Source organism: Streptomyces sp. NPDC096176 (assembly GCF_044763255.1).
Taxonomy (GTDB): Bacteria; Actinomycetota; Actinomycetes; order Streptomycetales; family Streptomycetaceae; genus Streptomyces.
In genome coordinates this window covers 1,018,766-1,043,961 of record NZ_JBIWFV010000001.1, presented here as the reverse complement: position 1 = coordinate 1,043,961, position 25,196 = coordinate 1,018,766, and the positions used below count along the sequence as shown (strand labels likewise).

Sequence of the window (25,196 nt, the reverse complement as noted above, 5' to 3'; positions counted from 1 at the left end):
TGAGGGGTGGTCGATTCGTGTTCAACGCCTTCGAGGAAGTCTTCGCGCCCGGCCGCAAGCACACCGACGACGAACGCAACCGCCTCGCGCTCACCCGGGTCGACGTCGCCGACGGCGACCCGGGCCGCGGCCCCATAGACCTCGCCTCGGGCAAGGTGACGGTCAGAGCGCCGGCCGCGGAGCCGTCAGACGACTCCGTCGTCGGCCAGGTCGGCGAAGAGACGGAGCCGGTGGGCGACGGCGGCGGCTTCGCCACGGCCGGAGACCCCGAGCTTGGCGAGGATGTTGGAGACGTGGACGCTCGCCGTCTTGGGTGAGATGTACAGCTCCTCCGCTATCCGGCGGTTGGTGTGGCCGGCCGCGACCAGGCGCAGCACATCCTGTTCACGGCGAGTGAGGCCGAGCGCCGGAGCGCCGCTCGCCGCCCTGGTCCCGGCGCCGGCTGCATCGGCCGGGCCGCCGGTTGCCTCGTCGGCGTCCGTGCCTGCGTCCTCGGTGAGGGAGACGCGTGCGCGCCGGGCCAGCAGCGCGACGTCCTCGCCCAAGGGGCGCGCACCGAGTTGTTCGGCGACGGTGCGGACCTGGCGCAGCAGCCTGCCCGCGTGGGCGCGGTCCGGGTCGCCCGCGCCGGACCCGGCCAGGCGCAGCAGCGACTCCGCCCACCGCAGCCGCACTCTCGCCAGGTCATAGGGGCGATCCAGCGTGTCGAAGGCCGCTCCCGCTTCCGCCCAGTCGGTGACCGCGTCCGCGCCGTCCGCGCGTCGCAGCTCCGCACGCACCCACAGTTCATGAGCACGCCACAGGGGCACTGAGGTCACCAGGTATTTCGCCGCCCTGCGGATGCGTTCGACCGCCTCCGCGCGGCCCGGCTCCGCCGCGGGCAGCCCCCGGGTGTCGGCCTCGAGGCGAGCGGCGGCGAGCAGCAGCGGCCAGGCGAGGTGGTGGGTGCCGGGCGGGAATCCGGAGCGCATGGCACGCTCCGCCTCCGCCCGCGCGTCGAAGAGCCGCCCTTGGGCGGCGGCGATCCGCAGCGCGACCGTCGCCGCGGGCAGCGCGGTCTGGGGTACGGGGGTGAGAGGGCCGAAGTGCTCCTTCGCGGCCTCCAGCAGGGTGGCTGCCGTCGACGTGTCTCCGCGGTGCAGGGCGAGTGCCGCAAGCCAGATACCCGCGTATCCCCGGGGTTTGGGGCCGAGCGCGATGTTCAGGGCGCGCGTGGCGGACTCCCGCACCTCCTCCCATCGGCCGAGGGACAGATACGACTCGGCGAGGTTCACCCTGACCCACGCCTCGCTGTCGAGCAGGCCGTACTTCTGCGAGATCTCGATCCCTTGGACGAGGACGGGCACCGCCTCCTTCGAGCGGCCGAGACTCTCCAGTACGCACGACAGATTCGCATGCGCGCTGCTGATGTGCGCGGGCAGGCCGAGTGCGACGACACGGTCCCTGACGGCGTGCATCTCCGCGAGCCCCCCGTCGACGTCGCCGGCGTCGACCATGAGGCCGCCGAGGGTGAGGCGGGCACGCAGCTCGATGTCCTCCTCCCCGACCATCCGCGCGTACTGCACGGCCTGTTCCGCCGTGGCGAGGCTGCCGGGACCCGGGTCATAGAGCATTCCCCACACGGCCGCCTCCACGAGCACCTCGGCGTGGACCGCCGACGGCGGCAGACCGCGCACGAATTCCTGGGCGGCGCTGAGCTCCGCCCAGCCGTCGCCGCGGCCGAGGGCCGAGATCAGCCGGGAGCGCTGGACCGAGAACCAGGCGGCACGCAGCAGATCGTTCTCCGCCTCGGCCATCCGCTGACCGCGCTTGGCCGTCTTCAGGGCGCGCTCCCTGTCGCCGCAGAACCGGCCGGCGACGACGGCCTCCGCCATCAGGTCGAGGAAACGCAGCGGTGTGGTGGCCGGGTCGCAGCCGCACGCGGGGTAGACCTCGGCGTAGTCGAGGGGTCGCAGCTCGGCGCGCACCTCGGCGGGAGCGCTGTCCCAGAGCTCCATCGCCCTTTCCAGCAATCGCAGTTGCTCGGCATAGGCATGACGCCGCCGTGCTCCCACCGAGGCCCTCAGCACCGCGGGGAGCGCCTTGGCTGCGTCGCTGGCGCGGTACCAGTAAGTGGCGAGGCGGGTCGCCCGCTCCTCCTCCCGTACCAGGTCGGGTTCGGCCTCCAGAGCCTCGGCGTAACGTCGGTTGAGCCGCGAGCGTTCGCCGGGCAGCAGGTCGTCGCTCACGGCCTCGCGGGCCAGCGAGTGACGAAACCGGTAGCCGTCACCGTCCGGTGCGGCCAGCAGGATGTTCGCGCCGACAGCGGTGCGCAGCGCCGAGATGAGGTCGTCCTCCGACAACCCGGCGACGGCGTGCAGCAGCCCGTGCTCCACGGTCGAGCCGCCCTCGGCGACGACCCGTGCCACGCGCTGCGCGTCCTCGGACAGAGCCTCGATGCGTACGAGCAGGATGTCGCGCAGGGAGTCGGGCAGGCCCGGGCAGTTGCCGTCGCTGAGGCCGGCGGCCAGCTCCTCGACGAAGAAGGCGTTGCCGTCGGACCGTTCGAAGACCTCGTTCACCAGCGCCGGGCTGGGCTCCGCGGCCAGGATCCCGGCCATCTGGCGTTGCACCTCGGCGCGGTTGAAGCGCGGCAGCTCGATCCGCTGGACGGTGCGCAGCCGGTCGAGTTCGGCGAGGAAGGGGCGCAGCGGGTGGCGCCGGTGGACGTCGTCGGAGCGGTAGGTGGCGATCAGGACGAGCCGGCCGCGGCGCAGCGTGCGGAACAGGTAGGCGAGCAGATGCCGGGTGGAGGCTCCGGCCCAGTGCAGGTCCTCCAGCACGAGGACGACGGTACGGTCGGCGGTGACACGTTCCAGCAGCCGCGCGGTGAGTTCGAAGAGGCGGGCCATGCCGTCCTCGTCGTGCCTGCCGTGCTCGCCGCCCGCCGCACCCAGCTCGGGCAGCAGCCGCGCCAGTTCCTGCTCCTGGCCTTCGGCGGCTGCGGCGAGCTCCCCGGGGAGCCGGCGGTGCAGCGTGCGCAGAGCGGTCGAGAAGGCGGCGAACGGCAGCTCGTCCGCGCCGATCTCGACACACCCGCCGACCGCGACGACCGCGCCGCGGCGGCACGCCTCGCCCAGCAGCTCCTCGACGAGCCGGGTCTTGCCGACACCCGCCTCGCCGGAGACGAGCATGGCCTGCGGCTCGCCCGGGCCTCCTTCGGCGCCGGGCGAGGCGCCACCGGCGGCGCGGGTGAGCGCGTCGGTGAGACGGGTCAGCTCACCGGCGCGGCCGACGAACACCGGGCTGACGGACCTGGTTTCCACACCGGCGAGCATCGCACAGCCGTCCGGGACCGCGGGAGCTGTGATCATCATTCGCTCAGGCATGGTGCGAGGTCACGCGGCCCTGGCGAACCGGCTGCTTTCCGGCGAACTCACCCGGCCGTCCCCTTCGTTCCTACCGGACGAACGCGCGGTGCGACGAGCACGCGGCGTCCACGGCACACGGCGCTCCGCCTCTGCCTCGCGGAGCAGGTCGGCGCGGCGCAGCTGCTGGATCTCGTAGTCGAACATCTCGTTCCTCCTTGTTGTCGGGGCTCTGCGGCCCCGTTGATGTCTCCACACTCGCGCCTCAGGACGGGCGGGCACATCGGGCGACTGCCGGATCTTCGGGGGCCTGGGGGCCTTAGACCGCTGGGCCGGGGGTGCTTAGTCCTTGGCGGGGCCCGGCTGCTCAGTCCTTGGCCGGGCCAGCGGGCCTCGTACTACGGGGCTCTGGGCGACCGGTCCTTGGCCCGTTCGCGCCGGTTCGTCTGCGGGCTTCGGTGTCGGGCGCCTGAGGCCGGGCGTCAGCACGAGGGTGACCGCGGCCGAGGCGGCGGCCATCACGGTCATGGCGGTGGCGGGCGAGGTGAGCTGCGCGACACCACCGGCGACCGCCGCCGCGACGCCCTGCATCGTGAGCATTCCCGAGGAGTGCAGCCCGAAGGCATGCCCGCTCAGTTCGACGGGCGTCAGGGACATCAGGCGTTCCTGCAGCAGCAGGCTCGCGGAAAAGCCGATCGATCCCACGGCCACGGCCGTGAGCGCCACCGGCAGCGCGGGGTGCAGTACGAAGATCAGGTACGGGGTGGCGAGCAACAGCAGCAGCGGTGGCGCACCGAACCGCTCGCGCCAACGCCTCGGCATGAACCGGCCGGTCAGGGTGTCCCCCGCCAGCATGCCCACCGCCGCGAAGGCGAACAGCAGACCCGCGTGGCGTGGGGCATAGGAGACGAAGAGGGACTCGCAGCCGACGACGAGCCCGTTGGGCACCCACAGGGCGAGGTAGACGCGGCGGCGCGGTTTCACCGCCCAGAGGCGGGCGTTGGTCCGCCAGGTCTCGCCCACCGACGGCCGGCCCTTGGCACGCGGCGGCCGTCTCGCGAGGCCGGCGCGGGCGACGGCCGCGGCGACGACGTGCAGGGCGCCGCCGGTGAGCAGGGCGCCGCGCGGGGTCAGTACGTCGACCAGTACGCCGCCGATCGCGTAGCCGCAGATCTGCAGGCTGCCCGCGCACATGTTGAGCACCGACCGGCCGAGCAGGTAGCCGTCCGGGGGGAGGATCTCGGTGAGGAGGCCGTAGCGCACTCCGCCACCGACCGAGCCGATCATTCCCTGTACCGCCAGGACCACGAAGATCGCCCACACCGGCAGCCCGGGCAGAGCCGGCACGGCGGTGCCGACGGAGAAGGAGAGCGCCAGCCCGACGGTCGCGGCACGCGGCGGCAGCCGGTCGGCCGCCGACAGCAGGACACTCGCGCCGATCATCTGCGCCAGCATCGGGCCGAACATGCTGAGGGCGGCCAGGAGCGGCGACCCGGTGGCACCGTAGACCAGTGTGCCGAGAGCCAGTCCGCTCACGGTCAGCGCCGCCACGTGCGCGGCGGAGGCCGCGAGCAGCGGAACGAACTCCGGTGTTCGGAAGAGCGGTTGGTAGGTGTGCATGGACGGAGTGTCCGCAGCCGACCGGACGCGGAGTTAATGTTTCGCGCGGAGGCGAAACGATGGGCTGGTGGGAAGTCAACGCGGACACGCTCGCGAGCAGCCGGTTCGTCGTGTCCCCGCTGTTCGAGACGATCGCAACCCTGATGGTTCTGGAGAAGGGCTCGGCGACGCACCCGGCCGAGCGCCGCCGACTGGACAGGCACCGGCAGGCCTACCGGCAGCGGCTGGCCTCCGATCCGGTCACCGCACTTCTGGTGTCCGTAGCGCTGGGCAGACACCAGTGGACAGCCGACTTCCTGACGCCGGTACCGTCCCACGAGGCAGAGGCACCAGGGGGCGCGGAGTTCGCCGGCGCGCTGGCACGTATCCGCGAGACGCCGGCCGACACCGCCCGTGCCGACCTGGAGATCGCTCATCGTGGACCTCTGCCCCGCTCCCTGCTCCGCCCCGATCTGCCGCAGCGCATCGCGGACCTGCTGGAGTGGGTGTGGCAGGAGGCGGTGGCGCCGGACTGGTCGCGGCGGCGCCGTGTCGTCGAAGCCGACATGGTCGCGCGCACAGGTCAGTTGAGCCGGGCGGGCTGGGCGTCGGCACTGGACGACATGCATCCCGAGATGCGGTGGCTGGGCGGCAACCGGCTGCAGATCAACGCCCGTTCCTATCCGCCCCGACAACTGCTGGGCTCACAGCTGCTGTTCGTACCTGTCACACCGCGCATGGGCTGGATCTCCACGGAGAGGCCGGACGCCGACGGCGCGGTGCATCGCTACGCCGTGGTGTACCCGTGCTCGGGCGCCTTGGCGGAACCCGAGCGGGCCACGACTCCCAAGGCGCTGGCCAGGCTGCTCGGCCCCGGCCGGGCCCGGGCCCTGGTGCTGCTCGACAGCCCGATGAGCACCACGCACCTGGTGGCACTGACGGGCCAGGGGCTGGGTTCCGTGGGCCGTCACCTCAAGGTGCTCCTGGACGCCGGCCTGGTCGGCCGCCGCCGCGCGGGACGATCCGTGCTCTACTACCGCACCTCCGCCGGGGAGGCGGTGATCCGGGCGCAGGGGGCGTGACGTACGGCGTGGAGGCCGCCCCGCTGCGGCTCAGGGCTCGTGCACGGCGGGGGCCCGCCCGCTGCGGCTCAGGGCTCGTACACGTACGGCGTCGTGGTGCACAGCGGGACGAAGCCGAGTCGTTCGAGGATGGGCCTGCTGTCGTCGGAGGCGTCGACCTGCAGATAGCGGACGCCCTTGTCCGCGGCGATACGGGCCCGATGCGCCACCAGAGCCCGGTAGATGCCCCGGCCGCGCCAGGCGGCGAGGGTGCCGCCGCCCCAGAGACCGGCGAACTCCGTGCCGGGGTACAGCTCCATGCGCGCCGAGGAGACGGGCAGATCGCCCGCCATGGCCAGAGTGATGTCGAGTGTGTCGGGCGCGCCCGCCAGTTGGGCCGTCAACTGCTCGCGCAGCCGGGCGCTGCTCGTGCCGAACGCCTGCTCGTGGACCTGTGCGACCAGGTCGACGCCCGCCGCGTCGGTCACCCTCTCCAGCCGCACGCCGTCGGGCAGTTCGACGCCGGTGGAGAGAGCGGTCACCTCGCCGACCATCACCGTTTCGTCCGGCTCGGGCGTGAACCCGGCGGCGAGCAGCCGCCGGCCGAGGTCGTGCGGGGTGTCGTAGCTGTACAGCTTCCATTCGAAGGGGCGGCCGAGGTCGGAGAAGTACCGCACCTGCTCGGCGATCACCGTGTCGGCGGTGTCCGGGCCGAGTGCCGACCAGACGACGCCGCTCCAGTCTCCGTCGGCGCCGGTCTGCCGCACCACGTCACCCGCCCGTTCTCCGGGTGAGGCGTCGCGGCGGAGCCGTCGGTCGAAGAGCGCGAGGGCGGCGTCCTGATCACTGTGGTCCATCCGGGCATTTCAGCAGCGACGAGGCCGGACGGCCATCGGTTTTCCACCGGACCGGCCCGCACCTGCGCCCTGCGGCCTGCGGGCCCACGGGGCTATGAGCCGGACGACGCCCGGTGCTTGTGCCACTCCGAGGCCAGCACCGACCAGACCTCGGTGCTCTGCCACACCCCCTGGTGCAAGAAGTCCTCGCGGTGGGTGCCCTCATGGGTCATGCCCAGTCGCCTGGCGACGTTGATGCTCGGCTCGTTCGCGGAGGAGACCCGCCACTCAACGCGGTGCAGTCCGCGCGCCCCCAGCGCCCAGTCGATGATCACGGTCACCGCGCGGGTCACCAGGCCCCTGCCGACGGCCGAGGGCTCGAGCCAGCAGCCGGCTTCGCAGGTGCCGCCGGCCGGGTCCATGGTGCGGAACAGGACGCCGCCCACGAGGGTGCCGTCCATCCAGATGCCGTAGATGCGGCCGGCGTCGGCGGCCGCCTTGTCCGCGTACGACTGGAGGAACTCCCTGGCCGAGGCGGCGTCCTTGGCGCGGTCCGGCAGCCCGACGTGCCGGCCGATGAAGTCGCGGCCACGCTCGATGTGGGCGAAGAACTCGTCGGCCTGCCAGGGTTCCAGCGGACGCAGTTCCGCTCCGTCGTCGCCGAGACTTGTCGCGAACACAGGGCTCCTCCTCAGTCGTCGCGCGAGCGCGGATCACGGCACGCGCACGGTCGGGGCGCCGCCGCAGGGTCACGGCACGAGTTCGCCGTCCCCCACGGGGCGCTGCTCCGGGATCTTCGCATGCACGGCGTCGCGGCTTTCCGGCTTCTCGATGCTGATCCGCGGCAGTACCCGGTCCAGCCACCCGGGAAGCACCGGGCGATTGCTGCCAACGGACCGGCTCCCCTGCGGTTCGTTGATCTTTGTTCGGGAACGGCCCGAAAAGAACTCATGACCTGTACAAAGGGATACTCTGAGAGTCATTTCGATCTTTTGCGCCATCCGTGTCGTGCGTCACACGGGCGGAACACATGACGGCGCCGTGGCTGCGGCGCCCGGCCACGGCGACGGGAATCGGCCTTGGTCCACAAGTCCCGAAGATTATTCGGTGCCGGCTGGCACCATGGCCGACATGGAAAACAGGGGGATCCACCAGACGGCCCTGACGCCCGCGGACGCCGCGGAGTTCGCCCGCATGCTCCATGACGCCCCCGGTCCGCACCTCGGCCGCTCCCCCGTCCCGGTGCTCGTCCACGACCCCGGAGCGTCGTCCGCCGAGCGGCGCGCCGCCCTCCAGGTGGTGTACGACGCGATCGTCGCCCGGATCGGTGAACCGACGCTCTACGGCGGATCCTCCGAGGGGCCCAGCGTCCGCTGGCGCGACGGCCGCCGGGTCGTACTGCTCGCCGGGGACCGACAGCACGTGGGGCTGTCGGTCCATGACACCGCGACATTGGAGAGCGAGGAGCACCGCGCCTTCGAGTGGGGCGGCGCCTGGTCCGGCGGCGAACCTCATGACATCGCCGCCCTGCCGTACATATGGCAGTTGGACCGCAGCGGACCCGGTGAGCGTCCGATCTCACGTCCCAGCGAGCGGCTCGCCGCCGGTCTCGCGCAGTTTCAGTACGGGCTGGAGCTGCTGCTCGCGGCGTGGGCGGAGCAGCTGCCGGTGCAGGTCGGCTTCGACTGGGCGAGCTTCTGCCTGACCAGTGCCGCCGACCGCGGCCGCCAACTGCTCGTCTCCTACAGCCTCGAGGACGGTCTGCACGCCTCGATCGACGACCGCGACGGCGAGGACAGCGAGACCCGGGCCCAGGTGATGCTCGCCCGCGGCTGGCAGAGCAGGGACCGCGGCTGGTGGCAGACGGATTTCACCCACCCCGAGCGCGCTTGCGCCACGGCCCTGGCCGCCCTGGTCGTCACCGAGCTGCACGCCCGCGGCACCCGGGCGCCGGAGGAGCTGCGCGCACGGGACGTGAGCTGCAAGGACCGCGGCGAGTTGTGGCTGCCGGGCCTGGGCATCCGGCACTGACCCGTAACCGGTCTGCGCTGCGGAACGCGCCGGCACTGACCCGTAACCGGGCCTGCGCTGAGCCGGCCCGGTGGCGGCACTGACCCGTAACCGGGTCCGCGCTGAGTCGGCCCGGTGGCGGCACCGTCCGGTACGGCGGCTCGGCGCGTTGCGCGTTACTCGAAGGCGCCGACGAGGCCCATCACCGGCTGCGCCTGGCTGGTCAGCGGGTCCAGCTCACCCGGCACCTCCGCCAGCCGGTTGAGACCGGCGAGTTGCTGGGACGCGGTCGGCACCTCGCCACGGTGCTCCGGCGCGACGGAGCCGGACGTGAGGGAGTCCACCGTGTCCGTGACGGACAGCGTCCCGACCGGGAGCGGAGAAGGGGCCGCGGTCGCGGCGGGGGCGGCGAGAGCGGAGGCACCGGTGGCGAGTGCGAGGGCGGCAAGTACACGTTGTGCTTTGGTCATGCCGTGACAACGGCCCGGCCCGCGATCGGTCACGGTGAAGCAGGCGCACGAAGAGGCGGCGCACACCGAGTGGTGTGCGCCGCCCCTCACGAACGAAGCCCTCGTCGCGGCCGTCAGCCCTCGGCGACGCCCAGCTTCTCCAGGATCAGCTCCTTGACGCGCGCCGCGTCAGCCTGGCCTCGCGTGGTCTTCATGACCGCGCCGACCAGCGCGCCGACCGCCGCGATCTTGCCGCCGCGGATCTTGTCCGCGATCGCCGCGTTGCCCGCGATGGCCTCGTCGACGGCCGCGCCGAGCGCACCCTCGTCCGAGACGACCTTCAGACCGCGCTTCTCGACCACGGTGTCCGGGTCGCCCTCGCCGGCGAGCACGCCCTCGATGACCTGGCGGGCCAGCTTGTCGTTGAGCGAGCCCTCCTTGACCAGCGCGGTCACCCGCGCGACCTGCGCCGGGGTGATCGGCAGCGCGTCCAGCGCACGGCCGGACTCGTTGGCGCTGCGTGCCAGTTCGCCCATCCACCACTTACGTGCCTGGTCGGCCGGTGCGCCCGCCTCGATCGTGGCGACGATCAGATCGACCGCGCCCGCGTTGAGGATCGACTGCATGTCGTGCTCGGAGACGCCCCACTCCTCGCGGAGCCGGTTGCGCCGCACCCGGGGCAGCTCCGGCAGTGTGGCGCGCAGCTTCTCGACCCACTCGCGGGTCGGCGCGACCGGGACCAGGTCGGGCTCGGGGAAGTAACGGTAGTCCTCCGCCTCCTCCTTGATCCGGCCGGACGTCGTGGAGCCGTCCTCCTCGTGGAAGTGACGGGTCTCCTGGACGATCGTGCCGCCGCCGCCGAGGACCGCGGCGTGCCGCTGGATCTCGTACCGGGCCGCACGCTCCACGCTGCGCAGCGAGTTGACGTTCTTCGTCTCGCTGCGGGTGCCGAACTTCTCGGTGCCGTTGGGGCGCAGCGACAGGTTCACGTCGCAGCGCATCTGGCCCATCTCCATGCGGGCATCGGAGACGCCGAGCGCCTTGATCAGCTCGCGCAGCTCGGCGACGTACGCCTTGGCGACCTCGGGGGCGCGCGCGCCGGCGCCGACGATCGGCTTGGTGACGATCTCGATCAGCGGGATGCCGGCGCGGTTGTAGTCGAGCAGGGAGTGCGACGCGCCGTGGATACGGCCGGTGGCGCCGCCGACGTGCGTCGACTTGCCGGTGTCCTCCTCCATGTGGGCGCGCTCGATCTCCACACGGAAGACCTCGCCGTCCTCGAGCTGGACGTCCAGATAGCCGTTGAAGGCGATCGGCTCGTCGTACTGCGAGGTCTGGAAGTTCTTCGGCATGTCCGGATAGAAGTAGTTCTTCCGGGCGAAGCGGCACCACTCGGCGATCTCGCAGTGCAGCGCCAGACCGATCTTGACGGCCGACTCGACGGCGACCGCGTTGACGACCGGGAGCGAGCCGGGCATGCCGAGGCAGGTGGGGCAGGTCTGCGCGTTGGGCTCCGCGCCCAGCTCGGTCGAGCACCCGCAGAACATCTTGGTCTTGGTGCCGAGCTCGACATGGACCTCGAGGCCCATGACGGGGTCGTAGGACGCGAGAGCGTCCTCGTACGACACCAGTTCAGTGACGGTCACGATGAAACTTTCCCTCTCAGCCCAGCAGAACGTCGTCGTCGCCGAGCCGCTTCAGCTCGCGGTAGAGGATGGCCAGGCCGGTGACGATCGCGGCGGCGGACACGACGGCGTCCGCCAGCCGGAGCATGTCACCGTCCGAGCGGGCGAGCTTGGCCTGCTTGGCAACGCTGATCGCGCCGAACGCGGTGCTGCCGAGCGACACGTACAGCCCGGTCTTGGACTTCTTGAAGTTCTTGGCCTTCTTTGCCATGGCACTCATAGCGACGGAGCCTCCTCGAGAAGCGGGTGCCCCCACTTTTCCACGAAGGCCGCCTCGACGGCGGCTCCGACCTTGTACAGACGGTCGTCCTTCATGGCGGGGGCGATGATCTGCAGACCGACGGGCAGGCCGTCCTCGGGCGCGAGACCACAGGGCAGCGACATGGCGGCGTTGCCTGCCAGGTTGGTCGGGATGGTGCACAGGTCGGCGAGGTACATCGCCATGGGGTCGTCGGCGCGCTCGCCGATCGGGAAGGCGGTGGTCGGCGTCGTCGGGGAGACGATCACGTCGACCTTCTCGAAGGCCTTCTCGAAGTCCCGCGTGATGAGCGTGCGGACCTTCTGGGCGGAGCCGTAGTACGCGTCGTAGTAACCGGAGCTGAGCGCATACGTGCCGAGCATGATGCGGCGCTTGACCTCGTCACCGAAGCCGGCCTCACGGGTGAGGGCGGTGACCTCCTCCGCGGACTTCGTGCCGTCGTCGCCGACCCGCAGGCCGTACCGCATCGCGTCGAAGCGGGCCAGGTTCGAGGAGCACTCGGACGGCGCGATCAGGTAGTAGGCGGAGAGCGCCAGGTCGAAGGACGGGCAGTCCAGCTCGACGATCTCGGCGCCGAGCTCCTTCAGCAGTTCGACCGACTCGTCGAAGCGCTGGACGACACCGGCCTGGTAGCCCTCGCCGCGGAACTGCTTGACGACGCCGACGCGCATGCCCTCGACGCTGCCGCCCAGGGCGGCCTCGACGACCGGCGGGACCGGGGCGTCGATGGACGTCGAGTCGAGCGGGTCGTGTCCGGCGATGACCTCGTGCAGGAGCGCCGCGTCCAGGACCGTGCGGGCGCAGGGGCCGCCCTGGTCGAGGGAGGACGAGAAGGCCACCATGCCGTAGCGGGAGACCGCGCCGTAGGTGGGCTTGACGCCGACCGTGGCGGTGACGGCGGCGGGCTGGCGGATCGAGCCGCCGGTGTCCGTGCCGATGGCGAGCGGCGCCTGGTAGGAGGCGAGCGCCGCGCTGGAGCCGCCGCCGGAGCCGCCCGGGATGCGGGTCAGGTCCCACGGGTTGCCCGTCGGGCCGTAGGCGCTGTTCTCGGTCGAGGACCCCATGGCGAACTCGTCCATGTTGGTCTTGCCGAGGATCACGACGTCGGCGTCCTTGAGGCGCTTGGTGAGCGTCGCGTCGTACGGCGGGATCCAGCCCTCGAGAATCTTCGATCCGACGGTGGTCGGGATGCCCTCGGTGGTGAAGATGTCCTTGAGCGCGAGCGGAACACCGGCGAGGGGGCCGAGCTTCTCGCCGTTCGCACGCTTCTCGTCGACGGCGCGGGCCTGCGCGAGGGCGCCTTCGCGGTCGACGTACAGGAAGGCGTGGACCTTCTCGTCGACGGCCTCGATACGGGCCAGGTGGGCCTCGGCGACCTCGACGGCCGTGAGCTCGCCGGAGGCGATCTTCGCGGCGGTCTCCGCGGCGGTGAGCTTGATGATGCTGTCCGTCATGTGATTAGTCCTCCCCCAGGATCTGCGGCACCTTGAAACGCTGCTGCTCCTGGGCCGGGGCGCCGGAGAGCGCCTGCTCGGGGGTGAGCGACGGACGGACCTCGTCCGCACGCATGACATTGGTCAGCGGCAGCGGGTGGGAGGTCGGGGGTACGTCTTGGTCGGCGACCTCGGAGACGCGGGCGACCGCGCCGATGATGTCGTCGAGCTGTCCGGCGAAGTGCTCGAGCTCTTCGTCCTTCAGCTCCAGACGCGCCAGCCGGGCGAGGTGGGCGACCTCCTCGCGCGTGATGCCAGGCATGCAGCGATCCTCAGGGGTGAGTGCGATGGTTTTGGCCCAATCCTATGGGGCCGGGGCCGCGGACCGTGAAACGGTTACGGCTCGCCCCCGTGAAACAGGGCCCACGAGGGCCTCTCGTTCGGATCTTGCCTGGCTCGCGTGCCCCGGGGTGGCGCCCTGTGCGGCGTCACGTCACGTCACGGCGCGGTCCGCGCCGGACTGGGCCTGGGGCAGTTCGCCCGCGGGGAGCGCGGGCCGGTGCCAGCCCCGTTCGCCGCGCGCCAGCAGCCACGCCGTCGTCTCCTGCGGCGGCATCGCCGCGGCGACCAGCCAGCCCTGCACCGCGTCGCAGCGCAGATCGCGCAGCCGCTCCCACGTCTCGTCGTCCTCGACGCCCTCCGCGACCACCAGCAGTCCGAGCGAGTGGGCCAGGTCCACGGTGCACCGGACGATCTCCGCGTCCTCGGCATCGACCGCGAGCCGGGCCACGAAGGAGCGGTCGATCTTCAGTTCGCTGACCGGCAGCCGGCGCAGATGCACCAGGGAGGAGTAGCCGGTGCCGAAGTCGTCCAGCGACATCTTCACGCCGTGGTCGGCGAGCCCGGCCAGCGTGTCCGCGGCCCGCTGCGGATCCTCCAGCAGCACATGCTCCGTTATCTCCAGCTGGAGCGCTCCCGCCGGGACGCCGTGCCGGGCGAGCCGCGCCGCGACGGCGCCGGCGAAGCCGGGGGTGTGCACGTCGCGGGGCGAGACGTTGACGGCGACCGGGACGTAGAGCCCCTGCGCGCGCCACTTCGCGACCTGGGCGAGTGCCGTCTCCAGGACGTACTCGGTCAGGTGCGGCATCAGTCCGGAGGACTCGGCGATCGCGATGAACTCGTCCGGGGGGACGCGCCCACGCTCCGGGTGCACCCAGCGGACGAGGGCCTCGAGGCCGGCGACGTGTCCGTCGAAGCGGACCTTGGGCTGGTAGTGGAGCTCGACCTCGCCGGCGTCCAGCGCCCGGCGCAGGTCGCCCAGCAGACCGAGCCGGTCGGGGGTGTTGCTGTCGCGCTTGGACTCGTACACCTCGACGCCCGTACGGTCGCGCTTGGCCTGGTACATCGCGACGTCCGCGCGGCGCAACAGCCCTTCGGCGTCCAGGGCGTGGTCGGGGAAGACGGCGAGTCCGGCGCTGGCCTCCAGCACGAGGGTGAGCCCGTCCAGGTCGAGAGGCGAGGACAGTTCGGCGACGAGGTGCCTGGCCACGCGCTGCGCCGAGGTCGTCGAGTCGGCCGTGGGCAGCAGCACGGCGAACTCGTCGCCGCCGAGCCGTGCTGCCTCCGCTCCGCGCGGCAGGGCGAGACGCAGCCGGTCGGCTATCTGGAGCAGCAGCCGGTCGCCCGCGAGATGGCCGAGGGTGTCGTTGACGGAACGGAAACGGTCGAGGTCGATCAGTACGAGCGCCGCCCGAGCGCCGCCGGCCTCCGCATCCTCGAGCGCGGACCAGGTGCGTTCCAGCAGCCATTGGCGGTTGGGCAGGCCGGTCAGCGGATCCCGCAGCTGCTCCTCGGCTCTGGCCCTGGCTATCCACAGGGTCGAGTCGAGGGCGATCAGCGGTACGGCGAACAAGGGCAGCAGCAACGGCATGGCGACGGCGACAACACAGATCAGCGGTGCGATGCCGACGAGGGCGACGGCGACGACGCCCTGCCGGAGCAGGGCGGTTCGGGCCACGGTGGGCAGCCCGCCACCCTGCGGGGCGAGCACGTACCAGAGCAGCAGGCGGTTGACGGCGAGGTAGGCGGTGGCGGCGAGGATCACCTCGGGTGCGGCCTCGAGCTCCCAGTCGAGCGGATCCCAGGGCCGTTCGACGGTGGGGACGACGTCGAACAGCGCGAGCGTGAGCCCGGCCGCGCCGATGCCGAGGACGTCCACGGCCCCGTGCAGTACGCCCTGCCGCCTGCGATGGCGGCAGGCGGCGCCGACCACCGCGACGACGGCGAGGCTGACGAGCGCCGCCGGGACCCATCCGAACAGCAGCAGAGTGGCGAGGGTGAGCGCGGCGCCGGAGCCGGTACCGCCCCACCAGCGGTCACGACCGAGGGCGACGAGATGGCCGACGATGATCCCGGTGAGCAGTGCGAGCGACCATCCGACGGTGGCGGAGGGGAAGAGCCCGTGGCCGTCGCGGACGGTGCGGACGATGCCGATGACGAGCACGAGCGCGGCGCACGCCACGACGACGGTCGGCAGGCCCGGTGCCCTGCCCGCCAGGGCCGCGAGTGCACGCGGCCGTGAAACCGGGGCGGCGCTCTCGGTCGGTTTCATTCCCGTCCCTCTCACAGCCGGCAGTGCCGATGCCTCGCGATGGCTTGGCTCCCGTTGTCGTGCCACCACGACCGAAACCCACCCCGCAGCCGTGCACGACAGGCGCACGTCTCAACAGTAGGCCGCAGGAGGCTCGCACGGGCATCGCTCTACAGCTCTTGCCCGAATGCGACCCGGCCACCCTTATACATCTGGTATGCGCTGAACGGGTGACCTGTACTGGGCGTTCCACCGGCGTTCGGCACGTCCGGATCCTGACCCCCGTGCTGCCGCGGTGCGCCTTGTGCGCCCCTCTCGAGCGCCCGTCCACACCCCTTTTGTCATGCCTCCTGAGTCACAGCAGCCTCACGTGCCGCCTCTGGTCCCTGCTCGAGCAGCACGGCGAAGCCTGCCTCGTCCAGAACCGGCACCTTCAACTGCACGGCCTTGTCGTACTTGGAACCGGGGTTGTCGCCGACGACAACAAAGCTCGTCTTCTTCGATACGGAACCAGCCACTTTCGCTCCGAGGCTCTGGAGCGCTTCTTTTGCGCCATCCCTGGTGTGGTTCTCGAGCGTTCCGGTGACGACGACCGTCAGCCCCTCGAGCGGTCGGGGCCCCTCGTCCTCCCCCGAACCCTGCTCCTCCATCCGGACGCCCGCCTCACGCCACTTCCGCAGGATCTCGCGGTGCCAGTCCTCCTCGAACCACTGCTTGAGCGCGGCGGCGATGGTCGGTCCGACTCCGTCGACGGCCGCCAGCTCCTCCTGTGACGCCTGCTCGATCCGCTCGATGGACCGGAACTCGCGGGCGAGCGCCTCCGCGGCCACCGGGCCCACATGACGGATCGACAGCCCGGTGATGATCCGCGCCAGCGGCCGCTCCTTGGCGGCCGCGATGTTCTCCAGCATCGCCACCGCGTTCCGCCGCGGGCCGCCCTCCTTGTTGGCGAAGACCGTGACAACCTTGTCCTCGCCGGTCTTGGGGTCGCGCTTGGGCAGACCGCTGTCCTGGTCGAGGACGTACGCCTTGATGGGCAGCAGCTGCTCCATCGTGAGACTGAAGAGGTCTCCCTCGTCGGCGAGCGGCGGATCGGCCGGCTCCAGGGGGCGGGTCAGCGCGGCGGCGGCCACGTAGCCGAAGTTCTCGATGTCCAGGGACTTGCGACCCGCGAGATAGAACAGCCGCTCCCGCAACTGCGCCGGGCAGGAGCGTGCGTTGGGGCAGCGCAGGTCGACGTCGCCCTCCTTCATGGGCCGCAGTGCCGTCCCGCACTCCGGGCACTCGGCGGGCATGACGAACTCGCGCTCGCTGCCGTCCCGCAGGTCCACCACCGGCCCCAGGATCTCAGGGATCACGTCACCGGCCTTGCGCAGCACCACCGTGTCACCGATCAGGACGCCCTTGGCCTTGACGACGTCCTGGTTGTGCAGGGTCGCGAACTCGACCTCGGAGCCCGCCACCGTCACCGGCTCGACCTGCGCGTACGGCGTGACGCGGCCGGTGCGGCCCACGCCGACCCGGATGTTGACCAGCTTGGTGTTGACCTCCTCCGGCGCGTACTTCCAGGCGATCGCCCAGCGCGGCGCGCGGGCGGTGGAGCCGAGACGGCCCTGGAGCGGGATCTCGTCGAGCTTGACGACCACGCCGTCGATCTCGTGCTCCACGGAGTGACGGTGCTCGCCGAAGTAGGCGATGAACTCACGCACTTCGTCGAGCGAACCGACGACCTTGGTGTGCTGCGCGGTGGGCAGCCCCCACTCGCGCAACAGGTCGTACGCCTCGGAGAGGCGGTCGATGGCCAGGCCCTCACGGGCGCCGATGCCGTGCACCACCATGTGCAGCGGGAGCTTGGCGGTGACCTTGGGGTCCTTCTGACGCAGCGAACCCGAGGCGGAGTTCCGCGGGTTGGCGTACGGCTGCTCGCCTGCCTCGACCCGGCGGGCGTTCAGCTCCTGGAACTGCTCCATGGGGAAGTAGACCTCGCCCCGGATCTCCACGAGGTCGGGGATGTGGTCGCCCTTGAGCCGTTCGGGGATATCGGCGATCGTGCGGACATTGGGAGTGATGTCCTCGCCGACCCGGCCGTCACCGCGGGTCGCCGCGCGGGTCAGCCTGCCCTTCTCGTAGGTGAGGTTGACCGCGAGGCCGTCGACCTTCAGCTCGCACAGGAAGTGGTAGCCGGGGGCGCCGACGTCGCGGGCGACGCGCTCGGCCCAGGCGGCGAGCTCCGCGTCGTCGAAGGCGTTGTCCAGGGAGAGCATCCGCTCGCGGTGCTCGACCTTGGTCAGCTCCGTCTCGTAGTCGCCGGCGACCTTCTGGGTGGGCGAGTCGGGGGTGCGCAGCTCCGGATACTGCTCCTCGAGCCCTTCGAGCTTGCGCAGGAGCTTGTCGAAGTCCGCGTCACTGATGACGGGGCTGTCCTTCACGTAGTACCGGAAGCGGTGCTCCTCGATCTGCTCGGCGAGGAGTGCGTGCTGCTCCCGTACGTCCGCGGGCAGGGTCGTCTGCTGTTCGCCGGCCACCGTTTTGTCCTCCCGTTATCCGTACACCCGTCACTCAGGGTTGTCCGCGAGTGACTTCGCGGCACGGACGCAGTGGGCGAGCGCGGCGCGCGCATACGCGGGCGAGGCGCCCGCGAGCCCGCACGTCGGGGTGATCACCAGGGACTCCGCGAGAGTCCCCGGATTCAGCCCCAGCCTGCGCCACAGTGTCCGTACGCCCTTGACGATATCGGCGCCCACTGACAATCCGTCCGACGCGTCGTCGGTCGAGGGGACGACGCCCGCGAAGAGCTTGGTGCCGGCCTCCACGGCCTCACCGATCGATTCCTCGTCACGCTCGGTGAGCAGACCGAAATCGAACGAGATCCCCTGGGCGCCGGCCCGGCGCAGGAGTGCGAACGGCACCTCGGGTGCGCAGGAGTGCACGACGACCGGCCCGTCTGCCGCCGCCATGACGTCCCGCAGCGCGCTCTCGACCACCTGGCGGTCCACCGCCCGGTAGGTGCGGTAGCCACTGGCCGTCCTGATCTGCCCCCGGAGCACAGCGGTGAGGGACGGCTCGTCGAGCTGGAGCACCACGCGGCCGCCGGGCACCCGGCGGCGCACCTCGGCGAGGTGGTCGCGCAGCCCCTCCGCGAGTGAGGCGGCAACGTCCCGGCAGGCCCCCGGGTCGCCGAGGAGCGCCTCGCCGCCACGCCGCTCCAGCGCGGCGGCGAGCGTCCACGGGCCGACCGCCTGCACCTTCAGCGGCCCGTCGTAGCCCTGCGTGAACTCCTCCAGCGCGTCGAGGTCCTCGCCGAGCCAGGAGCGGGCCCGGCGGGTGTCGCGTCCCGGCCGGTCGCTGATGCGCCAGCCGCTCGGCTCGACATGGGCGTACATCTCGACAAGGAGGCCGATGGTGCGGCCGATCATGTCGGCACCGGGCCCGCGTGCGGGCAGCTCGGCCAGATGCACGAACTCCTCGAACGTTCCGGTGACAGTTTTCGCGGCCTCGCGGGCGTCGCCGCCCGGCATGGACCCCACGCCGGTGGCAGGCCCCCAGCGGAACTCGTTCTTCTCGCTCACCCGGGAAGCGTACGTGCCGCGGTGGTCAGCGACCCGGCCGCACCGTCAGGTCGTTGATCTCGGCGTCCCGCGGCAGGTCCAGCGCGGTGAGGATCGCGGTGGCGACCGACTCGGGGTCGATCCAGTGGGAGGCGTCGTACTCCTTCCCCTCCTGGGAGTGCACCTTCGCCTGCATCGGGCTCGCGGTGCGCCCCGGGTAGACGGACGTCACCCGCACCCCGGCCGCATGCTCCTCGTGCCGCAGCGAGTCGGCGAGTGCCTTGAGGCCGTGCTTGGAGGCCGCGTACGCGCCCCACTCGGCGTGCGCGTTGAGGCCGGCGCCGGAGTTGACGAACACCACATGGCCCTGGGCGGCGCGCAGTTGGGGCAGGAAGAGCCGCGTCAGTTCGGCCGGGGCGATCAGGTTGACGTTGAGCTGCTGGTGCCAGGTCTTCGGGCGCAGCTCGGCGATCGGGCCGAGGTCGACGATGCCGGCGATGTGCAGCAGCGAGTCGACGGTCTCCGGCATGGACTGGTGTCCGAGGGCCCAGGAGATGCGGTCGGGGTCCGCCAGGTCGGCGACGAGCGTGCCCGCTCCCGGGTACCGCGCCTCGAGTTCCTTGGCGCGGCCCGCGTCGCGCGCCACGAGGAGGATGTCGTCGCCCCGCTCGTGGAGGCGTCGCGCGACGGCCGCGCCGATGCCGGATCCTGCGCCGGTGATCAGGTGGGTGGTCATGACCGCCATGGTCGCACTACTGGATGCCCACGGACTCCTCCAGGTAGGCCATCGCGCCGGCCCCGTCCTCGGCGAAGAACACCAGCTCGGTGAGCGGCACGGGCAGGAAGCCCTCCTCGTCCATCCGCTGGAACTGCTGCTTCAGCCCGTCGTAGAACCCTGCGGCGTTGAGCAGGACCACCGGTTTGGTGTGGTGGCCGTGCTTCTTCAGCTCCAGGATCTCGGTCGCCTCGTCGAGGGTGCCCGTGCCGCCGACCATGATCACGACGGCGTCGGACTTGGCGAGCAGCACGGCCTTGCGTTCGGCGAGGTCCTTCGCGACGACCATCTCGTCGGCGCGCGCCCGCGCCTTGTCCTGCAGGAACTCCACGGACACCCCGACAAGCCGTCCGCCCGCCTCCTCGACCCCGTCGGCGACGACCTTCATCAGGCCGCAGTCCGAGCCGCCCCACACGAGGGTGTGGCCGCCCTTGCCGATGAGCTCGGCGAACTCGCGGGCGGGACGGGTGTAGCGGTCGTCGAGGTCGGCGGCGGAGAGGAAGACGCAGATGTTCATGCGTCCACGGTAAGAGGCGCCGGCATCACGGCCGGTGGGCCGCCGTCCAGAATTTTTTCGCCCTCGTCCCCGCCGGGGCGATGAGTTCTCGCGGCCGGTCCGGTCACCCCTCCTATGGACAAGACGAGCAGGATGCTCAACAGGGCACTGTCCGTGGACGGTACCCGCATCGCCTACGAACAGCGCGGCGAGGGACCACCGTTGGTGATGGTGAGCGGCGCGCTGTGCGCGGCCGCGTCGGACGCGCCGCTGGCCGAGCTGCTCGCTTCCCGCTTCAGCGTGTTCACCTACGACCGGCGGGGCCGGGGCGGCAGTGGCGACACCGCGCCGTACGCGGTGGAGCGCGAGGTGGAGGACCTCGCGGCCGTCATCGCGGAGGCGGGCCCCGGCGCAGCCGTCCACGGCATGTCCTCGGGGGCGGCGCTGGCGCTGCGCGCCGCCGCGGCAGGTCTGCCGATCGCGCAACTCTCCCTCTACGAGCCGCCGTTCCAGACCGAACCGGCAAGGAGAGGCAACGGGGAATACGTCGGCCGGATGAAGTCTTTGCTGGCCCAGGGCCGGCGGGGCGACGCACTCGCCGCGTTCCTCGGGGCCGTCGGTATGCCGGAGGAGGCGGTGTCCGGACTCCGGCTGCTCCCGCTGTGGACGGACATGGAGGCGTTGGCGCACACCCTGGAGTACGACCACGAGGTGATGGGCGACGGCACGGTCCCGACGGACCTCCTCGCCTCGGTCGCCGCCCCTGTGATGGTCGTCGACGGGGGTTCGAGTCCCGCCGGGATGCGGGAGGCCGCGCGTGCGGTGGCCGAGGCACTGCCCCGCGGCCGGCACCGCACGCTGACGGGCCAGACGCATGAGGTGGCCCCGCACGTCCTGGCGCCGACGCTGATGCGGTTCTTCACGTCGTCCTGAACACGTGCACCGTCACAGTCGCCGCCTCCACCCCCGTACGTCGGCGAAATCCCGTTGCCCGCAACGGGATTCGGCATGCCATGATCGGCGCATGACCTACGGAGGAGTCACGGCATGGGCCGAGTGACCGTCAACGGTTCCGCGATCCACTACGCAGACCAGGGCCCGGCCGACGGCCCACCCGTCGTCCTCGTCCACGGGCACCCCTTCAACCGCACGCTCTGGGCACCCCAGGCCGAGGCGCTGAGCGCCGCCGGATACCGGGTCGTCTCCCCGGACCTACGGGGCTACGGCGAGAGCGAGGTGGTCCCCGGCAGGACCCTGCTCTCCGACTTCGCCGACGACATCGCGGCCCTCCTCGACCATCTCGGTCTGCAGCGCGTGATCGTCGGTGGCGTGTCCATGGGCGGGCAGATCGCGATGGCGTTCCAGAAGGCGTACGCGCCGCGGGTGCGGGCGCTCGTGCTCTGCGACACTTCTCCGGTCGCGGAGACCGAGGAGGGCAAGGCCTTCCGCAACGCCCTTGCCGACCGCCTGCCGGCCGAGGGGATGGACGGATACGCGCACGAGGTGATCGACAAGATGCTCGCGGCGTACAACGTCGCCGAGATGCCCGATGTCGCGGGGCGTGTGCTGACGATGATGCGCACCACCGACCCCGAGGGCGCGGCGGCGGCCCTCCGCGGCCGGGCCGAGCGCCCGGACTACCGCGAGACGCTGGCCTCGGTGAAGTCACCCGCACTGATCGTGGTCGGCGCGGACGACTTCTACATCCCGGTCGCCGACGCGGAGGCGATGCGAGACCTGATCCCCCACGCCGAGCTCACGGTGATCGACGGCGCCGGGCACCTCCCGGGCGTGGAACAGCCCGAGCGGTTCAACGCGGAGCTGCTGAAGTTCCTCGGCACGCCGACGGCTTGGGACGGCGACGCGTAGCATCCGTCCGGGCGTTCATATGCCGTCCTCCGCCGCAACGGTCGCACCCTCGTCCCCAACGCCCCTCCCTGGCAGGTCAGTTCGTACACCTCGGTGATGAACGCCATGCACTGCACGCACTGCGGGGCCGCGTAACTGGAACCGGGATTCGTCGAGGACTCGGGGGAAGGCTCACGCGGTTACGCACGGTGGATTCAGGGCGCGCTGGAACGCGGTGTGTTCGGGGGTGCGAGGCGACTCGGCCGGCCGCGACGGCAGATCGACGCGTACCGCTGTGTGAGCTGCGGGCATCTCGAGCTTTTCGCACACCACCCGGTGTGAGCGCCGCTCACCTTGCGGCCGGGGATTCCTCGTCCCGGAGGACGAAATCGGCACGGCCGAAGCGCACACCGTTGACCTGGAGCTCGATGGCATGAACGCCCGGGTGGTAGCGCCTTGTGGTGATCCTTCGGAACGAATGGCCGCGTGAGAACTCCACGGATTCGCCGGGGGCGATGGTCCGCGTCGCCAGTTTGAAGGTCTTGCCGGTCTGCTTGCCGTTGGCCTTGAGGTGGTGCACCACATAGTCGACGGCCACGTCGGCCGACTCCTTGCCGGTGTTGGTCACCCGGGCTGTGAACTGCACGGACTCCCCAATCGCGGCGCTGGTCGTGCTCAGGACGGGCCCTTCGACGCCGAGTTGGGCGGGCACCGCGAAGCCGAGGAGCAGCAGCGCCTCCGGGTGCCCGCTCTTGATCAGTGTGCGCAGGCCGTGCCGTACGACGCGGGGTGTGTTGTCGTCGGCGGCGCTCAGCCAGTGGGCGGCGGTCTCCACGACAAGGTCCGGCCGAATTCTGCTGAGGTCGTTCAGGTGGTTGGCGACGGACCGGCGCACGTACTCGCTGTCGTCGCGGTACAGGGCGTTGAGGATCGGCAGCGTGCGACCGGGGTCAGCGACGATCCCGCCGACCCGCTTGGCCCACGGCAGGTACGGCCGTGTCCCCTCCGACGCCAGCCTGCGCACATGCGGGTCGGGGGAAGTGGTCCAGGTCGAGATCGTCCGCAGCGCGTGCTCGAGGTCGTGTTCCAGCAGGGTCCGAATGGCGAACTCACTGGTCAACCGCGGTGTGAGCTCCGCCAGGAGATCGAGGGCGTCGACGAACGCCACTTCCGTGCTCTCGTCGACGGCCTTGACGGCGACGGCACTGGTGACCGGCCAGATCAGCCAGCCGCCGAAGCCTTCGGGGTCCGCCGCGGCAGCGCGGCGCACCGTCGCGGCGAGCGTGGCGTAGCTCCCGGGGACGTCGTCGAGCAGGGCGTCGCGCAGCAGGTCGCTGCGTCCGCGCAGCGGGAGCGGCGCGAGTGCCGCCGCCGCGGCGTCCAGCGCGGTTGCGCGGGCATCCGGCGCGGCTCGTGCCACGGCTTTCGCCAGCGCTTCGGCGGTGGACGCACCGATGAGTTCATCGGCGAACGGCATGGGCCCTCCCGGGCGGTGTGGCTCGCGGTGACACTGTGAGCGCAACCATAGGACGGGCCACTGACAATCCCCCTCGGCTCCCTTCGCACCGTCCGTCCGGCCTCCCGCGACGTCCTGGGTAGGGTGGGCGCGGCAGAACATCGTGAACCGCGACAGGGAGCAGACGTGAGCGAGCCGACGGCCATCGCCCTGCAGCAGGAGATCGCCCGGGAGCTCCAGGTCGCCGAGACCTTCGAGGCCGAGCGGGAGATCGAACGCCGGGTGGCCTTCCTCACCGAGCAGCTGATCTCCACCGGCCTGCGCTGCCTGGTGCTCGGCATCAGCGGCGGCGTCGACTCGACCACCACCGGCCGGCTGTGCCAGCTCGCTGTCGAGCGGGCCCGTGCCGCCGGGCACGAGGCGCGGTTCTACGCCATGCGGCTGCCCTACGGGACCCAGGCCGACGAGCACGACGCCCAGCTCGCGCTCTCCTTCATCCAGGCCGATCACGTGCTGACCGTGGACATCAAGCCGGCGAGCGACGCCGCGCTCGAGGCCTCACTGGCCGCCGATGTGACCTTCCGCGACGCCGGGCACCAGGACTTCGTGCACGGCAACATCAAGGCCCGGCAGCGCATGATCGCCCAGTACGCGGTGGCCGGCGCGCACGACGGCCTGGTCGTCGGCACCGACCACGCCGCCGAGGCGGTCTCCGGATTCTTCACCAAGTTCGGCGACGGCGCCGCCGACCTGGTCCCGCTGGCGGGCCTGACCAAGCGCCGGGTGCGCGCCGTCGCGGACGCGCTGGGGGCGCCCGCCGCACTGGTGTGGAAGATCCCGACGGCCGACCTGGAGTCGCTCGCCCCGGGCAAGGCGGACGAGGACGCGCTCGGCGTCACCTACGACGACATCGACGACTTCCTGGAAGGCAAGCCGGTGGACAGCCGGGCGTTCGAAACGATCGTCAGCCGCTACCGCCTCACCGACCACAAGCGCCGGCTGCCCGTCGCCCCCTAGTGCCGGCTGCCCGTCTCTCCCCCCCCGATGCTGTGACCGCATTGGTTCGCCGGGTTGGTGGTCGTGGCGGTTGGATGTGTGGTGACGTCCGATCCGACCGCTGCAGGTGCGGTGGCCTGTCCGTGTGCGCAGCTGACCGGCCAGGGGGGCAGAAGCTGCAGCAGATCGTGCGCCGGCGCAGCACCGGCACGGTGCGCTACCGGCGGGCAAACGTCCTCGCCCACAACGTGACCATGGTGGCGGACTGCCACGTGGTCCACCCCCGCTCCGCCCTGGGCTGCATCGATTCTTCGGCGATCCGGCGTACGCACTGATTTCTCAGTCCTGGGAGGGGATGTCCAGGGCGGTCCCGTACAGGCGGGACACCCGGATCAGGATCACCACGCGCCGGTCGGGCAGCGGCTGCTCGCCGGGGGCCGCCCCATCGACCGGGTCCACTATCTCCGCCTCGCCCTCCGCCACGGCGAACGACCAGACGTCCGGACCGCTGACGTGCAGTGAGGTGTGCGGGTCGCGGCGCAGTTGCCGGACCTTGAGGCGGTCGGCGGTGGAGGAGACGCGCAGTACGCGCTCCTCGGCGTTCCAGTCGTAGAGGACGGTCGACAGGTGGGGGTGGCCGGTGCTCCTGACGCTCGCGAGTACGCCGAACTGCTGCTGCCGCAGCAGCTGGGAGAGCTCCTGGTCGGTGAGCACCCGGGGGGCCGGGCCGTCGTTCTTGGTGGTGCCGGTGGTGGTTTCGGTGGCGGTGTTCCCGCTCATGGGATCAGCCTTTCAGTGGTGGGGTGGG

General features: G+C 71.3%; 25 protein-coding genes and 1 pseudogene. 8 read left to right on the top strand and 18 right to left on the bottom strand.

Features of this window, described 5'->3' with window-relative positions:
* Positions 1-17: 17 nt before the first annotated feature.
* A pseudogene (locus tag ACIQ7Q_RS04950) lies at positions 18-167 on the top strand (DUF6191 domain-containing protein); the annotation flags it as partial.
* An 18-nt stretch (positions 168-185) separates the two neighbouring features.
* Here ACIQ7Q_RS04950 and ACIQ7Q_RS04945 read toward each other — a convergent pair.
* The 3 genes from ACIQ7Q_RS04945 to ACIQ7Q_RS04935 all read right to left on the bottom strand — a co-directional run bounded on the left by ACIQ7Q_RS04945 (position 186) and on the right by ACIQ7Q_RS04935 (position 4,967).
* Positions 186-3,317 (bottom strand): AAA family ATPase, encoded by a 3,132-nt coding sequence (locus ACIQ7Q_RS04945; protein WP_403856448.1) that lies wholly within the window; start codon positions 3,315-3,317, stop codon positions 186-188.
* A gap of 60 nt (positions 3,318-3,377) precedes the next feature.
* Positions 3,378-3,554 carry a hypothetical protein gene (locus tag ACIQ7Q_RS04940; protein WP_403856296.1) on the bottom strand — a complete coding sequence of 59 codons (177 nt, stop codon included), beginning with the start codon at positions 3,552-3,554 and terminating at the stop codon, positions 3,378-3,380.
* 135 nt (positions 3,555-3,689) lie between these two features.
* Complete coding sequence (locus ACIQ7Q_RS04935; RefSeq protein ID WP_403856294.1) at positions 3,690-4,967, bottom strand: MFS transporter; 1,278 nt, start codon at positions 4,965-4,967, stop codon at positions 3,690-3,692.
* 59 nt (positions 4,968-5,026) lie between these two features.
* On the opposite strand from ACIQ7Q_RS04935, the gene ACIQ7Q_RS04930 reads away from it, so the two are divergent.
* Positions 5,027-6,028, top strand: coding sequence for an ArsR/SmtB family transcription factor (locus ACIQ7Q_RS04930; protein ID WP_403856292.1), 1,002 nt, complete (start codon positions 5,027-5,029; stop codon positions 6,026-6,028).
* 68 nt (positions 6,029-6,096) lie between these two features.
* Here the strand turns inward: ACIQ7Q_RS04930 and ACIQ7Q_RS04925 are convergent, their stop codons facing one another.
* The 3 genes from ACIQ7Q_RS04925 to ACIQ7Q_RS04915 form a co-directional block, all read right to left on the bottom strand.
* Positions 6,097-6,864, bottom strand: a complete 768-nt coding sequence (locus tag ACIQ7Q_RS04925) for a GNAT family N-acetyltransferase (RefSeq protein WP_403856290.1) — start codon at positions 6,862-6,864, stop codon at positions 6,097-6,099.
* A 92-nt stretch (positions 6,865-6,956) separates the two neighbouring features.
* Positions 6,957-7,523: a GNAT family N-acetyltransferase gene (locus ACIQ7Q_RS04920; RefSeq protein ID WP_403856288.1), complete on the bottom strand. Its 567-nt coding sequence runs from the start codon at positions 7,521-7,523 to the stop codon at positions 6,957-6,959.
* 69 nt (positions 7,524-7,592) lie between these two features.
* The gene (locus tag ACIQ7Q_RS04915) at positions 7,593-7,718 is read right to left on the bottom strand and encodes a hypothetical protein (RefSeq protein WP_403856286.1); all 126 of its coding nucleotides are present in this window, start codon (positions 7,716-7,718) and stop codon (positions 7,593-7,595) included.
* Between the two features lie 247 nt (positions 7,719-7,965).
* Here ACIQ7Q_RS04915 and ACIQ7Q_RS04910 point away from each other — a divergent pair, with 247 nt between their 5' ends.
* Positions 7,966-8,874, top strand: a complete 909-nt coding sequence (locus ACIQ7Q_RS04910; protein WP_403856284.1) for a hypothetical protein — start codon at positions 7,966-7,968, stop codon at positions 8,872-8,874.
* 155 nt (positions 8,875-9,029) lie between these two features.
* Here ACIQ7Q_RS04910 and ACIQ7Q_RS04905 read toward each other — a convergent pair whose 3' ends face one another.
* The 10 genes from ACIQ7Q_RS04905 to ACIQ7Q_RS04860 all read right to left on the bottom strand — a co-directional run bounded on the left by ACIQ7Q_RS04905 (position 9,030) and on the right by ACIQ7Q_RS04860 (position 20,109).
* A complete protein-coding gene (locus ACIQ7Q_RS04905) occupies positions 9,030-9,323 on the bottom strand; it encodes a hypothetical protein (protein ID WP_403856282.1) in 294 nt (97 codons plus the stop codon).
* 113 nt (positions 9,324-9,436) lie between these two features.
* On the bottom strand, positions 9,437-10,948 hold the full coding sequence (gatB, locus tag ACIQ7Q_RS04900; protein ID WP_403856280.1) for an Asp-tRNA(Asn)/Glu-tRNA(Gln) amidotransferase subunit GatB: 1,512 nt from the start codon (positions 10,946-10,948) through the stop codon (positions 9,437-9,439).
* Between the two features lie 16 nt (positions 10,949-10,964).
* Positions 10,965-11,207, bottom strand: coding sequence for a hypothetical protein (locus tag ACIQ7Q_RS04895; RefSeq protein ID WP_403856278.1), 243 nt, complete (start codon positions 11,205-11,207; stop codon positions 10,965-10,967).
* Positions 11,204-12,700, bottom strand: coding sequence for an Asp-tRNA(Asn)/Glu-tRNA(Gln) amidotransferase subunit GatA (gatA, locus tag ACIQ7Q_RS04890; RefSeq protein ID WP_403856276.1), 1,497 nt, complete (start codon positions 12,698-12,700; stop codon positions 11,204-11,206). The genes ACIQ7Q_RS04895 and gatA overlap by 4 nt, the downstream gene beginning before the upstream one ends.
* Positions 12,701-12,704: 4 nt before the next feature.
* Positions 12,705-13,001 (bottom strand): Asp-tRNA(Asn)/Glu-tRNA(Gln) amidotransferase subunit GatC, encoded by a 297-nt coding sequence (gatC, locus tag ACIQ7Q_RS04885; protein WP_356633907.1) that lies wholly within the window; start codon positions 12,999-13,001, stop codon positions 12,705-12,707.
* A gap of 171 nt (positions 13,002-13,172) precedes the next feature.
* Positions 13,173-15,290: a putative bifunctional diguanylate cyclase/phosphodiesterase gene (locus tag ACIQ7Q_RS04880; protein ID WP_403856274.1), complete on the bottom strand. Its 2,118-nt coding sequence runs from the start codon at positions 15,288-15,290 to the stop codon at positions 13,173-13,175.
* Between the two features lie 320 nt (positions 15,291-15,610).
* Entirely contained in the window at positions 15,611-17,794 is a 2,184-nt protein-coding gene (gene ligA, locus ACIQ7Q_RS04875) for an NAD-dependent DNA ligase LigA (RefSeq protein ID WP_403856272.1), read from the bottom strand.
* A gap of 30 nt (positions 17,795-17,824) precedes the next feature.
* The gene (locus ACIQ7Q_RS04870) at positions 17,825-18,838 is read right to left on the bottom strand and encodes a methionine synthase (protein ID WP_403856270.1); all 1,014 of its coding nucleotides are present in this window, start codon (positions 18,836-18,838) and stop codon (positions 17,825-17,827) included.
* A gap of 25 nt (positions 18,839-18,863) precedes the next feature.
* Positions 18,864-19,562 (bottom strand): SDR family oxidoreductase, encoded by a 699-nt coding sequence (locus ACIQ7Q_RS04865; protein WP_403856268.1) that lies wholly within the window; start codon positions 19,560-19,562, stop codon positions 18,864-18,866.
* Positions 19,563-19,569: 7 nt separating this feature from the next.
* Positions 19,570-20,109 (bottom strand): TIGR00730 family Rossman fold protein, encoded by a 540-nt coding sequence (locus ACIQ7Q_RS04860; protein WP_403856266.1) that lies wholly within the window; start codon positions 20,107-20,109, stop codon positions 19,570-19,572.
* 114 nt (positions 20,110-20,223) lie between these two features.
* Here ACIQ7Q_RS04860 and ACIQ7Q_RS04855 point away from each other — a divergent pair, with 114 nt between their 5' ends.
* From ACIQ7Q_RS04855 to ACIQ7Q_RS04845, 3 genes are all read left to right on the top strand, one after another.
* On the top strand, positions 20,224-21,021 hold the full coding sequence (locus tag ACIQ7Q_RS04855) for an alpha/beta fold hydrolase (protein WP_403856264.1): 798 nt from the start codon (positions 20,224-20,226) through the stop codon (positions 21,019-21,021).
* Between the two features lie 114 nt (positions 21,022-21,135).
* Positions 21,136-21,957: an alpha/beta fold hydrolase gene (locus ACIQ7Q_RS04850; protein ID WP_403856262.1), complete on the top strand. Its 822-nt coding sequence runs from the start codon at positions 21,136-21,138 to the stop codon at positions 21,955-21,957.
* Positions 21,958-22,092: 135 nt separating this feature from the next.
* On the top strand, positions 22,093-22,278 hold the full coding sequence (locus ACIQ7Q_RS04845; protein ID WP_403856446.1) for a hypothetical protein: 186 nt from the start codon (positions 22,093-22,095) through the stop codon (positions 22,276-22,278).
* A 7-nt stretch (positions 22,279-22,285) separates the two neighbouring features.
* Here the strand turns inward: ACIQ7Q_RS04845 and ACIQ7Q_RS04840 are convergent, their stop codons facing one another.
* Entirely contained in the window at positions 22,286-23,413 is a 1,128-nt protein-coding gene (locus ACIQ7Q_RS04840; RefSeq protein ID WP_403856260.1) for a DNA alkylation repair protein, read from the bottom strand.
* A gap of 165 nt (positions 23,414-23,578) precedes the next feature.
* Between ACIQ7Q_RS04840 and nadE the strand changes: the two genes are divergently transcribed.
* Together nadE and ACIQ7Q_RS04830 are read left to right on the top strand one after the other, a co-directional pair.
* Positions 23,579-24,409: an ammonia-dependent NAD(+) synthetase gene (gene nadE / locus ACIQ7Q_RS04835; RefSeq protein WP_403856258.1), complete on the top strand. Its 831-nt coding sequence runs from the start codon at positions 23,579-23,581 to the stop codon at positions 24,407-24,409.
* Between the two features lie 122 nt (positions 24,410-24,531).
* Entirely contained in the window at positions 24,532-24,723 is a 192-nt protein-coding gene (locus ACIQ7Q_RS04830; protein WP_403856256.1) for a hypothetical protein, read from the top strand.
* Between the two features lie 4 nt (positions 24,724-24,727).
* Here the strand turns inward: ACIQ7Q_RS04830 and ACIQ7Q_RS04825 are convergent, their stop codons facing one another.
* A complete protein-coding gene (locus ACIQ7Q_RS04825) occupies positions 24,728-25,168 on the bottom strand; it encodes a pyridoxamine 5'-phosphate oxidase family protein (RefSeq protein WP_403856254.1) in 441 nt (146 codons plus the stop codon).
* Between the last annotated feature and the right edge of the window lie 28 nt (positions 25,169-25,196).